The sequence below is a fragment of the Streptomyces sp. NPDC107559 genome (genome assembly GCF_055657365.1).
The window spans coordinates 1-11039 of the sequence record NZ_JBVKBD010000043.1 but is presented as its reverse complement, the minus strand read 5'-3'; the positions used below and the strand labels follow the sequence as shown (position 1 = coordinate 11039).

The 11039-nt window shown below is 66.9% G+C and carries 13 protein-coding genes and 3 pseudogenes; 8 read left to right on the top strand and 8 right to left on the bottom strand.

Features of this window, described 5'->3' with window-relative positions:
• Positions 1-165 precede the first annotated feature (165 nt).
• Positions 166-1636: pseudogene (locus ACZ7OY_RS44360) on the top strand (transposase); the annotation flags it as partial.
• Positions 1637-1642: 6 nt separating this feature from the next.
• On the opposite strand, the gene ACZ7OY_RS44355 reads toward ACZ7OY_RS44360, so the two are convergent.
• Positions 1643-2599: an alpha/beta hydrolase family protein gene (locus ACZ7OY_RS44355; protein ID WP_472251178.1), complete on the bottom strand. Its 957-nt coding sequence runs from the start codon at positions 2597-2599 to the stop codon at positions 1643-1645.
• A gap of 158 nt (positions 2600-2757) precedes the next feature.
• Between ACZ7OY_RS44355 and ACZ7OY_RS44350 the strand changes: the two genes are divergently transcribed.
• Entirely contained in the window at positions 2758-3345 is a 588-nt protein-coding gene (locus ACZ7OY_RS44350) for a TetR/AcrR family transcriptional regulator (RefSeq protein WP_472251177.1), read from the top strand.
• 245 nt (positions 3346-3590) lie between these two features.
• The gene (locus tag ACZ7OY_RS44345) at positions 3591-4445 is read left to right on the top strand and encodes an IS5 family transposase (protein WP_472251176.1); all 855 of its coding nucleotides are present in this window, start codon (positions 3591-3593) and stop codon (positions 4443-4445) included.
• 45 nt (positions 4446-4490) lie between these two features.
• Here ACZ7OY_RS44345 and ACZ7OY_RS44340 read toward each other — a convergent pair whose 3' ends face one another.
• Complete coding sequence (locus ACZ7OY_RS44340; protein ID WP_472251175.1) at positions 4491-4781, bottom strand: contact-dependent growth inhibition system immunity protein; 291 nt, start codon at positions 4779-4781, stop codon at positions 4491-4493.
• A 283-nt stretch (positions 4782-5064) separates the two neighbouring features.
• On the opposite strand from ACZ7OY_RS44340, the pseudogene ACZ7OY_RS44335 reads away from it, so the two are divergent.
• Together ACZ7OY_RS44335 and ACZ7OY_RS44330 are read left to right on the top strand one after the other, a co-directional pair.
• Positions 5065-5268 (top strand): annotated as a pseudogene (locus ACZ7OY_RS44335) (zinc finger domain-containing protein); the annotation flags it as partial.
• Positions 5269-5331: 63 nt separating this feature from the next.
• Positions 5332-5709, top strand: a complete 378-nt coding sequence (locus tag ACZ7OY_RS44330) for a nuclear transport factor 2 family protein (protein WP_472251174.1) — start codon at positions 5332-5334, stop codon at positions 5707-5709.
• Positions 5710-5771: 62 nt separating this feature from the next.
• On the opposite strand, the gene ACZ7OY_RS44325 is transcribed toward ACZ7OY_RS44330, so the two are convergent.
• A complete protein-coding gene (locus tag ACZ7OY_RS44325) occupies positions 5772-7115 on the bottom strand; it encodes a hypothetical protein (protein WP_472251173.1) in 1344 nt (447 codons plus the stop codon).
• Between the two features lie 25 nt (positions 7116-7140).
• A complete protein-coding gene (locus ACZ7OY_RS44320) occupies positions 7141-7599 on the bottom strand; it encodes a hypothetical protein (RefSeq protein WP_472251172.1) in 459 nt (152 codons plus the stop codon).
• Between the two features lie 50 nt (positions 7600-7649).
• On the opposite strand from ACZ7OY_RS44320, the gene ACZ7OY_RS44315 reads away from it, so the two are divergent.
• Positions 7650-8303 (top strand): DUF6415 family natural product biosynthesis protein, encoded by a 654-nt coding sequence (locus ACZ7OY_RS44315; RefSeq protein WP_472251171.1) that lies wholly within the window; start codon positions 7650-7652, stop codon positions 8301-8303.
• 492 nt (positions 8304-8795) lie between these two features.
• Here ACZ7OY_RS44315 and ACZ7OY_RS44310 read toward each other — a convergent pair.
• A pseudogene (locus tag ACZ7OY_RS44310) lies at positions 8796-8981 on the bottom strand (telomere-protecting terminal protein Tpg); the annotation flags it as partial.
• On the opposite strand from ACZ7OY_RS44310, the gene ACZ7OY_RS44305 reads away from it, so the two are divergent.
• Together ACZ7OY_RS44305 and ACZ7OY_RS44300 are read left to right on the top strand one after the other, a co-directional pair.
• Positions 8932-9264 carry a hypothetical protein gene (locus tag ACZ7OY_RS44305; RefSeq protein ID WP_472251179.1) on the top strand — a complete coding sequence of 111 codons (333 nt, stop codon included), beginning with the start codon at positions 8932-8934 and terminating at the stop codon, positions 9262-9264. The pseudogene ACZ7OY_RS44310 and the gene ACZ7OY_RS44305 overlap by 50 nt on opposite strands.
• Before the next feature lie 54 nt (positions 9265-9318).
• Positions 9319-9657 carry a hypothetical protein gene (locus ACZ7OY_RS44300; protein WP_472251170.1) on the top strand — a complete coding sequence of 113 codons (339 nt, stop codon included), beginning with the start codon at positions 9319-9321 and terminating at the stop codon, positions 9655-9657.
• 176 nt (positions 9658-9833) lie between these two features.
• Here ACZ7OY_RS44300 and ACZ7OY_RS44295 read toward each other — a convergent pair whose 3' ends face one another.
• The 3 genes from ACZ7OY_RS44295 to ACZ7OY_RS44285 form a co-directional block, all read right to left on the bottom strand.
• Positions 9834-10511, bottom strand: a complete 678-nt coding sequence (locus tag ACZ7OY_RS44295) for a DUF7919 family protein (protein WP_472251169.1) — start codon at positions 10509-10511, stop codon at positions 9834-9836.
• Positions 10504-10767 carry a putative adhesin gene (locus tag ACZ7OY_RS44290; protein WP_472251168.1) on the bottom strand — a complete coding sequence of 88 codons (264 nt, stop codon included), beginning with the start codon at positions 10765-10767 and terminating at the stop codon, positions 10504-10506. The genes ACZ7OY_RS44295 and ACZ7OY_RS44290 overlap by 8 nt, the downstream gene beginning before the upstream one ends.
• A partial coding sequence (locus ACZ7OY_RS44285; RefSeq protein WP_472251167.1) for a transposase family protein occupies positions 10767-11039 on the bottom strand: 273 nt, incomplete at its 5' end. The genes ACZ7OY_RS44290 and ACZ7OY_RS44285, both read right to left, overlap by 1 nt.

Below are 11039 nucleotides of genomic sequence, written 5' to 3'. Positions count from 1 at the left end.
GGCCTGAGTCTCTACCGGATCGTCCGCGAACTGCAGACACTCCTCGCCACCTGGACCGGCGCCTGCCCCACCTGCCACCGCAACATACCCACACCCATACGAACCTGACTAAGCCCTACTAGGTCCTGCGGGTTTACCCGCGCTCCCCCGGCCACCCTGTAGTTAATGGCGGAGCGGCTGGAGGAGGCCGGGCAGGACGCGAAGCTCAGCTTCGAGATCCAGCCCAACGGGCGGCTGAAGCTGAATGTGGACCGGCTCGGCGCGCTCGGTGAGAACAAGTCGCTGAAGTGGCTGAGGCAGACCACCGCGAAGATGCTCCCGAAGATCGACCTGCCGGACCTGCTGTTCGAGGTCGACTCCTGGACTGGGTTCCTGGACGCCTTCGTGCACCTGGGCGACGGCCGGACGCGCATGGAGGACATCAAGACCTCGCTGGTCGCGCTGCTGGTGAGCGAGGCGTGCAACATCGGGTACACCCCGGTCATCGACTCCGAGGGACGAGGCGCTCACGCGGGCCCGCCTGGTCCATGTCGATCAGTACTACCTGCGGGTGGGCACCATCGCCGCGGCGAACGCAAGGCTGATCGAGGCGCAGGCGAAGGTGCCGATCGTGAAGTTCTGGGGCGAGGGCCTGCTGGCGTCGGTCGACGGGCTGCGGTTCGTCGTGCCGAAGCGGACCATCCACGCCGGGCCGTCGCCGAAGTACTACCACTTCAAGCGCGGCATCACCTGGCTGAACGCGGTAAATGACCAGGTCGCGGGTATCGGGCAGATGGTCGTGCCGGGCACCCCGCGCGACTCCCTGCACATCCTGGACGCGCTGCTGAACCTGGACGCCGGGGTGAAGCCGAAGATGGTCGCCACCGACAACGCCTCGTACTCCGACATGGTGTTCGGCCTGTTCACGATGCTGGGCTACAACTTCTCGCCGCGCTTCAAGGACCTGGGCGACCAGCGGTTCTGGCGTGCAAAAATGCCCGGTGTGGAGACCGGCGGCTCCGGGCCGCTGGAGGATCTGACCCGCAACAAGGTCAACCTGACCAAGGTCACCACGCACTGGCCGGACATGCTGCGGGTGACCGGCTCGCTGGTGACCGGACAGGTCCGTGCGTACGACCTGTTGCGGATGTTCGGCCGCGAGGGCCGTCCGACCCCACTGGGCCAGGCGTTTGCCGAGTACGGGCGGATCGCCAAGACCCTGCACCTGCTGCGGGTCGTCGACCCGGTCGACGACACCTACCGGCGGCAGATGAACCGCCAGCTCACCGTCCAGGAGTCGCGGCACAAGCTCGCCCGCGACATCTGCCACGGCAAGCGGGGCCAGATCATGCAGGCGTACAGGACGGGGCAGGAGGACCAGCTCGGCGCGCTCGGTCTGGTCCTCGATGCCGCCGTCCTGTGGACGACCCGCTATCTCGACGCCGCCGTCGGCCACCTGCGGGCCCTGGCACCTGAGAAGCGGGAGCATGACGTCCTGGACGAGGACGTGGCCCGCCTCTCCCCGCTGAAGCACGCCAACCTCAACTGCCTGGGGCGCTACAGCTTCGCCGCCCGCCCGCCACGCGAGGGGCTGCGGCCCTTGCGTGATTCGGCGACCGTCCACCTCGATGAGGTAGACGAGGGCACTGATGCATGAGACGGCCTACTTGGATTCGACCTGTCCGAGCCGGTCCGGGCCGGAGGACAGGGCGTCACGCGCGGACTTCCAGGCGGAGTCCTCCGGGTAGAGCTCGCTACGCAGGTAGGCCAAGGTGAGCCGCGCGAGGGCGGAGACGCGCTCGGGGTTCTCGTCCGTGGTCTCGGCGACGTCGTATCCGGAGACCCCGCCGAGTCCGTGCTCCGCGCCGAACAGGGTGAGCAGTGACTTGGGGCCCGGCGAGAGGGTGTACGGATCGGCGTGCCAGTCCGGGCCGGTGACCGTGAGGAAGGCGGAATCGTCCTTGTCGCCGGCGACCACGAGCGTGGGCGTCGTCATCGTGGAGAAGTCCGTGGTCAGGAAGAACGAGTAGTTCTCGACGGTGAAGTCGGTGAGGGCGTCACCGCCCCGGCCGGGCGCGGCGAGCAGCACCCCTGCCTTGATGCGGGGCTCGGCCAGGTCCACCTCGGTTCCGTCGTGCGGATCGGTGAGGCGGGCGCCCAACAGGAGGCTCGCGGTGTGCCCGCCCATCGAGTGCCCGGCCACTGCGACCCGGCTGTGGTCGAGGCGCCCGAGGAGCTGCGGGACGGCCGCCTCGATCGCGTCGAGCCCGTCGAGGACGCGCTTCATGTCCTCGGCCCGGCTGCGCCAGTGCGTGTAGGCCCCGGACGGGCCGGGGTCCAGGCTCAGCGTCCTGGAGTCCAGATGGGTCGGCTGGATCACGACGAAGCCGTGTGCCGCCCAGAAGTTCGCCAGCGGGGCGTAGCCGTTCAGCGAGGAGAGGTTGTTGGAGAAGCCCAGACCGTGTGAGAGGAGGATGACCGGCAGCTCGCTCCCGGTCACGGGAGCGGAAACGCGCAGGTGCAGGTCCACGGCGCGGCCAGGGGCCGGCAGCACTACCGGACTGACGGACAGGACGGGTGCGGGCGAGCCGGAAGCGTTGGCGTAAGCAGGATCAGTCATGGTGCGCATGCCCTTCGATGGCCCCGCTGCCGGTCGCGTGGCCGGTGGCGGGTACGGCGGAGCGCCCGCTTTCGGCTACGCTGAAAGCGGATCGCTGTTCCATTTCAAAATACGGAACGCTGATCCGTTTCGTCAACGACCACTGGAAGGGGTACGTGGTGCCCACTGCAGGCCAGGCCAAGGGAGCGTCCGCCCGCAGCAAGCGGGCGGACGCGGTGCGCAACCAGCAGACGCTGCTGGATGCGGCCGCGGAGGTGTTCGTGTCCTCGGGGGTCGATGCGCCGATCCGGGAGATCGCGGCCCGGGCGGGCGTCGGGCTGGGGACGCTCTACCGCCACTTCCCGACCCGGGCGGACCTCGTCACCGCCGTCTACCGCCACCAGATCGAGGCATGCGCCGAGGCCGGCCCGAACCTCCTGGCCGGCGCGGCCTCCCCGTTCGACGCGCTGCGCCAGTGGATCGACCTCTTCGTCGACTTCCTGGTCACCAAACACGGACTCGCCGACGCCCTGCAGTCCGACAACGACCGCTTCTCCGCCCTGCACACCCACTTCCTCGACCGGCTGATGCCCGTCTGCGCCCAACTGCTCGACGCCGCAGCCGACGCCGGCGACATCAGGCCCGGCATCCAGCCCTACGAACTCATGCGAGGCATCGGCAACCTCTGCATCGGACGGGACACCGACCCCCGCTACGACCCCCGCCGACTGATCGAACTGCTCCTCCAGGGGCTGCGCCGGCAGTAGTCACCTGGCGGCGACAGCCCGCGACGACTTCGTCTCGCGCACCCCAAGATCATCACCAGCGCCCCGCCGCGCGGTGGACCGCCCGCTGTGAGGTCGGGCATCAGCGTGCACCCCTTCTCATAAACGGTCCTTTGCCCGAGCAAGATCAAACGCGACGGCCCGGCGGACGCGAAGCGCCGTTCTGGTTCTCAGACCGTGTTTGAGATCTGTCGTGTCCCGGGGCGGGAGGGATCGTTGAGCCTTGCGTGAGTGGCTCTGGGGACAGGTATCCGTCGGATCTGACGGATGAGCAGTGGGTTCTGGTCGAGCCGTTACTGCCTGCGGCGAGGGTCGGGCCGAAGGGCGGACGGCGGGAGAAGCACCCACGTCGGCGGATCGTGGACGCGATCTTCTATGTAGTACGGACCGGGTGCGCCTGGCGCCAGCTGCCGCAGGACTTCCCGCCCTGGCCAACGGTGTACTGGTACTTCACCTGGTGGCATGACGACGGCACCGTCGAGCAGGTCCACGACACGTTGCGTGGCCGCGCCCATGAGGCGGACGGCCGTAACGCGGAGCCGAGCGCCGGGCTGATCGACTCGCAGTCCGTGCGCACGGCCGATACGGTCCCTGCCGACAGCCGGGGCTTCGACGCTGGCAAGAAGGTGAAGGGCCGCAAGCGGTTCATCGTCACGGACACGCTGGGCCTGCTGCTGGCGGTTCACGTGGTCGCGGCGAACATCCAGGACCGCGACGGCGCGAAGCGTTCGTTGCTGTGGGCCCGCCTGGACCATCCGGGCGTGCAGAAGATCTGGGCGGACCAGGACTTCGCCGGCCGCCTCGTGGAGTGGTCACACACGATCCTCGGCCGTGAGTTGGAGATCGTGCGCAAAGCTCCGGGCCGGCGCGGATTCCGGGTTCAGCCCAAGAGATGGGCGGTTGAGCGCACCTTCTCGTGGCTCACCGCTCACCGCCGTCTCGCGCGTGACTACGAGAGCAGCCCGGCCCGGTCGGAGACCATGATCCGCTGGGCGATGATCGGCATCATGGTCCGCCGACTCACCCGTGGCCGACCGGCGGCGCGTCCGGGCCCGCGCTTGTTCCTGCGAGACGTTCCGTAGATTCGTCGGCCGTCCCGTCGATGAGGACCGTCCTGCGTCGATGCTCTATGGAGCCAGGAAGCGCTCAACCTTCTGTTGCAGGTCAGGGGGCAAACCGGTCAGCTTCAAGACGATCACGCGAAGCTCTCGGCCGAGTTCGGAATGCTCGGCCCAGACTGATGGGTTCCTGGTGAGGACCGCGGACAGTAGATCACCTTCGTACATGTGCCCCTCTGCCATCGGGTTCTCCCGCAGCACCTCCAGTGCCAGCGGCAGGAGGTAGGGCAGGCCTATGTCCTGCCCGATCAGCAAGCGCATGTCCTCGACGGTCAGCTCGCCGATCGGCCGACGCCGCAAGGTGAGTGCAGTAGCGACAAGACGGGTGTCGTCGGCTGACGGGCTGGCCAGCGGTCGCGTTCAAGCTCTTCAAGGGAGCAGTCACGATTCAAGGGGCGCGTCACCGATCGATTGTCCTACGACCAGATCTCAAACGTGGTCTCAGAACGTGCTCTCACTCAAAGGTGGGTTCAGGGCACTTCTGAGAATGGTTTGTGACAGCATCCGGGGCATGACGGCCCCTCAAGACGCCTCTCCGAGCGACGCCGACGACGTCGAGCGCCACCCCTGACCGCGCTGCCGGGCTGAACCCGGATCGCCGTGCCGCTCGCGCTCCGGCGCGGTCGCCGGCACCTACCACACCAGCCGCTTCACCAAGGTGCCCCGGCTCGCCAAGCTCCTGCGCGTGCCCACCCCCGCCGACCGCGGGCCCGGCCTGCCGTGGCGTCCCGGCACCCCGGTCCCACTCGCCCTCGCGCCGGAGCGGTTCATTGCTCCGAGGGCGTAACAACCTCGGGAGCGATCGCCTCCCGGTACGGCTTCTGTCAGACCGTTGTGGGAGGCTCCGTCGATGGAATCTTCAAAGGTGATTGAGACGTTGTGGGACCGGATCCAGGCTCGGGACTGGGTAGGCGTTGCCGAGTTGATCGCGGAGGATGTCGTTGTCGAGTGGCCGATCAGTCTCGAACGCATCATCGGCCGGGAAAGCTTCGTCGCGGTGAACCGCGAGTATCCGGAGGGCTGGTCGATTCGGGTGCTCAAGGTGGTGGCCGAGGGCGACGAAGTCGTCTCCGAGGTCGAAGTGCCACACGACACTCTTGGCGTCTTCCGCGCGGCGTCGTTCTGGACTGTCCATGACGGGCAGGTCGTTCGTGGGACGGAGTACTGGACGAGCCTGGGAGCGGACCCGCGGCCTGAATGGCGAGCTGCCCTCGTCGAACCGATGTAGCGCGGCGGGCCCCTCTGAGCCCAGACCTCTATCAGCTGTCCAACCCACCAAGGAGATATGCGCTAGGCGCCGAGGGAGTCGATGAGGTGGTCGTCGAGTTCGGCGAACCAGTTCTCGCGGCGCCAGGGGCGTAGGCCGGTGCGGGCGCGGCGCACGCGTATGGCGGCGACGCGTCCTGACGTTGAGGCGGCTGCGTCGATGCACTCGTGCAATAGCTGGGCGGCTGCTTGGGGGTCGTTGAGGCGGATGCGGGCGAGTGCCTGGTCGGTGGTGACGATCGCTTGCTGCACCCGCTCGCGTGGTGTGTTCAGTGCCTGGGCTGCGTGGGCGAAGTAGTCGTGGGCCTGGGCGGGGTCGCCGGTGTGGAGCGAGGTGACGCCTTCGAAGCCGTGCAGGTGGGCCGGTGAGAAGGACTGGCCGGCCGGGTCGCCGTCCCGGTCGGAGGCGATGTCGTACCAGGCGAGGTCGAGGGCTGCTTTGGCGTGTTTGGCTGCCCCGGACCGGGCTGCGATCTCGGCTTGCAGAGCGTGCGCCCGGGCGCGGACGGTGGGGCTCTGGCCAGCTTGGGCATCACGTACGGCGGCGTCGGCGAGGAGTTTCGCCTGTCCGAGGCCGGGGGTTGAGTAGAGGGTGACCAGGGCGTGGCTGATGTGGACGACCGCGCGTTGCCAGGGCAGGCCGGTGTTGCCTGCTGCCGCGGTGGCCTGGGCATACAGTGCGCGGGAGGCGTCGTCGTCGCGGGTTTCGAACGCGGCTCGCCCTGCGAGGGTGTAGGTCTGTGCGGCGATGGCGTGCAGGTCGGCCAACAACGGGGCGGGGACGTCGGCGTCCAGGAGTCGGTGGCATGACTCGACGAGGGGGGCGAGCATGAGCTGCAGCCGTACGAAGGGCACGCTGCCGACCTGCCGGTTGACGTCGCTGACAGCGGTGCTCATTGCCGCCAGCAGTTCTTCGTCCAGGAGCGCCGGGTCGGCAAGGGCGGCGGACAGGGCATGCTGTGTCGAGGGACTGAGGAGGGTGAGCAAGCCGTTGCCGGTGCTGGTCGTGGTGCGCACCAGGAGGGTGCGCAGTTCTTGCTGGCGCTGTTCGCTCTCGCCGAGCTGGCCCAAGGCGTCGAGAAGTTCGGCAAAGTCGGAACCTGCGCCGAGAGACGTGCGGCCGTCGGCGCCGCGTGCGTACAGGTGTGCCAGCAGCAGCTGGTAGCGCTCCCCGGGCAGGATGGGGGCGCTGCTGGACTCCCACCGTGCCACGGAGCGCTGCACGCTCGCGCTACTCGCCTGCAGCGGTTGTCCCAGCCAGACAGCCGTGTCGATGAGGGCCCGGGCGGTGGCGGCGAGGGAGAGGCCGCGAGCCAGGCGCAGGCGTTTGAGAGTGGCACCCCCCAGGCGGCTGTCGTGCACGCTCATACCCCCATCATGCCCCTTGGCGGTCTCACACGGGCACGATCAGCCTCGGTTTGCCCTGACCGGCACCGTAGTTGAGGGTCTGCCACGTACCCGAGGCGGTCTCCGGCCCTTCGCGCGGAAACCCGATCACCATCTGCGCCCGGTCGACCATGTGCCTGTTGCGGAAGTGATAGGCCAACGCGCCGAGTTCACCGGCACCCAGCTCGACTGTCTCGGCGATCCGCTCTTGGCAGTGCTCGATCGCCTGCCGTGCCTCATCCGGCTGCTGGGCAATCGTCCCGGGCACCACGACCGTGATCCCTGCCCGGGAATGCTCGGCAAGCCAGAGCAGACACAGGCTGTCGATGCCGACCGCGCCACCAAGGTAGAAGTGCGCGCCGTCGACCGCCCAGGGCCGCAAGTAGACGTCGAACCGCTCCTCAAACCAAGCGGGCTTGCGGTGCGCCGTCTGCCGCGTGCCGGTAATCGCCACCACCACAGACATGATCAACTCCGTGTCACAGATTGTCAGATCCCGCCCGAGACGTGCGTGCGGTGAGATCGAGTCATGGACGCGATGACCACCCACACCACCCTGCCCACCAGGATGTCGAACCGACACCACCCACGGCTCATCACAGCCAGCCCCGCCCGCAGACCCCGCATCTCCCGCCCGCAACGTCCCCCGCACCACGCCCCGGCCGGAGCAGTACGGCCCGCGCGCCCTCCACCGGCACCTATCCGGTCGACATTGCCGCGATCCGCTGGAACATCGGCCTGCTCCTCCCCCACCACCAGGCACTCCCCCTCACCGACAGCGAACTCGCAGCACTCACGAACTTCCTGCGCACGCACACCCGCCTGCTCATCACACACGTCGAACAGGCAGCCGCGCAGCGACCGGCTGAGGACGTGCCCCGCTACATCGCCCTCGCCTGCACCCGGCAAGCCCGCGACCGACTCCACGCCCAGCCCGCACCCGACCGGCACTCACTACTCGTCCACACCCGCCGCCTCGCCCGCGCCCTGGCCGCCCTGTGCGACCACCACGAAGCGCTCACCGACACGGCGATGTGCCTGGCCTGCGACCAACCGCTGCGAGACGGCGAGGAAACCCTGCCCTACGACCACGTCAGCCCCAGCGGCGGCGCAGCACGCGCCGGCCACATCCACACTCGCTGCGTGAACACCGTCCGCCGCCACCCCTGAGCCACCACCACGCTCTCCCCCTGCCCCGGACCACGCCGGGGCCTCACGGCGACCGCCGGGTCAGGGTCGCATCCACCCCCTATATCTCCCGTCCCGCCGGACGGCTAGGAAGGACTCCGGCGGGACGGGGCTCAGCACCCGCCCCGAGCCCCAACCCTGGACAGGTCGAGCCTCGGGGCGGGCCCCAACCCGCCACAACCGCAACCGCGCCAGGGGCAGCACCCACAGCGCACCGGCGCCGGGCGCAGCACCGGCGACGCGACGCTGTTCCCGGCCAGGCCCGCCCGGCCTGCTCCAGTTCCGTCATCCCGCCGAAGGGGAATCGTTCGCATGCCTGCCCGTACCTGCCGAATCGTCGCCTCGGGCCGCGACTCGTACAGCGCGACCGCGTCCGCCTTGAACTGCGGCGGATAGTTCTTCATGACCACGAGATGTCCGTCCTCAGATCCTCAGGATCCAGTGTCTCGTGTGTCCAAGATCAAGGGTCAAGGCCCTTTTGATCTGGTCTTTCACGTACCGCGCGACAGGGCGCTGGGAGATCCGCAACATCTGAGCGACCGCCCTGGTGCCGCCCAACTACTTAACCAGGTAGCGCATCTGCGCAGGCGCGGTCTTGGGCGCCGGGCGGGTGAACGCCCTGTGGAGCGCGGGATCCGGGCCATCCCCGAACATACTCATCGCCATCGCCGCCTTCTCCTATTCGCCGCTGTCGGCGTCGGTGACGATGCTGCCGGGCCGAGTCCGCGTAGCGGATGGCGGTCTTCTCGTCGATGCCGAAGACGAGCGCGAGGTGGAGCGGGTCGGCGCCGTGGGGGAGGGTCTCTTCGAGCTGACGGTCATCGCAGAGCCGTTCCAGGGTAGCGGTGAGGCTGCTGGTATACCTGCTGAACAACAACTTCGTGTCGGAAAGCCGTCCCATGCAGGTCTCGAAGACCGAGCGCCTGGCTCGGATCACGGTTGAGTACCCTGGCCACCTCGGAGACCCCAACGCGGAGCACACGTAACGACGATGCCGATGAACGAGACAGCACAGGCCCCCAGCATTGAGTTCATACACGCCAAGGCCAAGGCACCCACCTGGGACATCATGATGGACGGCAGCATGGTGGGGCTGGTCAGGTTGAACCTGCGGAGCGGTAAGTTCGAGGTCACCATCGACACCGCGTTCGGCTACGGCAAGATTGTTCAGAAGACCGTGGACGAGGCCGAGCATCAGACGGTGGAGGACATCAAGGCCGCTGTCCTTAGGGGATACCACGAACACCTCAAGGTGTTGCAGCGACTCAAGGTCGTTGACCGTGAGGAACGCCCAAAGTTCGTCAGCGTCCCCATGGGCGGGAAGCCCAAGAGCTGAACCAATGAATCGCCCCCTGGCCGAAGCCGGGGGGCGATTCATTTCATTCTCTCACCTGAAGTCGGCCCCTATACCTTGAGGCCGCCGATCCGCGCGACAGAGATCAAAGAGTTCCGATGACCGCGGAGTCCCGGGCATCCTCAAGGTCATCAAAGGTCTCACGAGAAGCCGCGAGATCAGAGAGGGAAATTTCGCCCACGCCTCGCATACTCTCCTCGTACTGACGACAGGGCTTCCGAGGGAAGACTACGGTAGACCGCTTCATCGATTCCCTTTACCGCTATCCAGAACTGAGAAAGAGAGATGCCAAGCTCGTAACCGGCAACCTCGGAGATTTCCTCGTCTCTTACTGAATCAGCGACAGCTCGATATGCCCGCTCATCAGCGAACCACCTGGGCAAATCGAAAAGTGCGTTGACCCGCCAGCCGGCTCTACTCAGAGGGTCACCGAGGAAGGCCGCCAAGGTCTCCGCCCGAGAGTCCCAGGCCAGAGAAGTACCTGCCGATTCCAGAGCCTTCAAGAAAACAGGCGGCGGCGTGTACCCATGGCGCTCCACGTAGTGAACCACCAGCAGTGGGGCAGCGAAGACCCGCGAATCGGCGGCTGAGTAGACGTGGATTTCACCGTTGCCGTGGCGTCCGTTCTCATCGGAGCAGAACTCGCAGTCATGACTGCCCAGCGTCAGGCTGCGAGCTTTCAACGCTTCTTCGGCCAAGCGCTCGATGACACCATGATCCAGAAGCGACTCACCCGCCGGGATGCCATACCCCTTCCCGAGCCATCCAACGTTGAGCATTTCGAATGGAGTGTATTCATCGTCGCAGTACGTTGAAAGATCTCGATACTCAGTCATTTTCAGTCCCTGGACGTCGGCATGCCACCCAGTGACATACTCCCATGTTCGGTTCCAGCAAGTCACTCAGGAGTGTGTCCTCGTCCACGATTTTGGATCCTACCCTGTACTTCATCGGCAGTCCGGTTTTGGGATTTCTACCAAGCGGCGAGAGGGTGTAGTTCGGGATCACGTCATTCGGTTTGTAGATCTGAGCGGGGTCCATGTTTCCGTGTCCTGCCGATATTCGCAGCCCATCTAAGGGCCTGCCGATCATTAACGTGTCGTCTTGATCTTGTAGTTGGGGTCATTGCTGAGGGCAGCGACTCTGGCTTGAAGGGTTGCCAGGAGAGTCGGCGGGGTGGCGGTCGGCGAGATGGTGATGCTCTGCGTTTCGAGCAGTCGTCTGATCTTCAGCAGGGTGCGGTGCATGGCGGTGCGGCTGCTGTCGAAGAGCACGGCGAGGGGCTCCGCGGCCAGGTTGACGTGCAGGTGGAGCATGGTGGCCAGGACCTGGTCGTCGAAGGTGAGCCGGGGCGGGCGGCCGCG

Bases quoted from the DNA above. Each gene is read 5' to 3' on its own strand.
- ACZ7OY_RS44325 (WP_472251173.1), bottom strand. From the start codon at position 7,115: ATGAGCGTGCACGACAGCCGCCTGGGGGGTGCCACTCTCAAACGCCTG.
- ACZ7OY_RS44320 (WP_472251172.1), bottom strand. From the start codon at position 7,599: ATGTCTGTGGTGGTGGCGATTACCGGCACGCGGCAGACGGCGCACCGC.
- ACZ7OY_RS44290 (WP_472251168.1), bottom strand. From the start codon at position 10,767: ATGATCGGCAGGCCCTTAGATGGGCTGCGAATATCGGCAGGACACGGA.
- ACZ7OY_RS44300 (WP_472251170.1), top strand. From the start codon at position 9,319: ATGAACGAGACAGCACAGGCCCCCAGCATTGAGTTCATACACGCCAAG.
- ACZ7OY_RS44355 (WP_472251178.1), bottom strand. From the start codon at position 2,599: ATGACTGATCCTGCTTACGCCAACGCTTCCGGCTCGCCCGCACCCGTC.
- ACZ7OY_RS44295 (WP_472251169.1), bottom strand. From the start codon at position 10,511: ATGACTGAGTATCGAGATCTTTCAACGTACTGCGACGATGAATACACT.
- ACZ7OY_RS44330 (WP_472251174.1), top strand. From the start codon at position 5,332: ATGGAATCTTCAAAGGTGATTGAGACGTTGTGGGACCGGATCCAGGCT.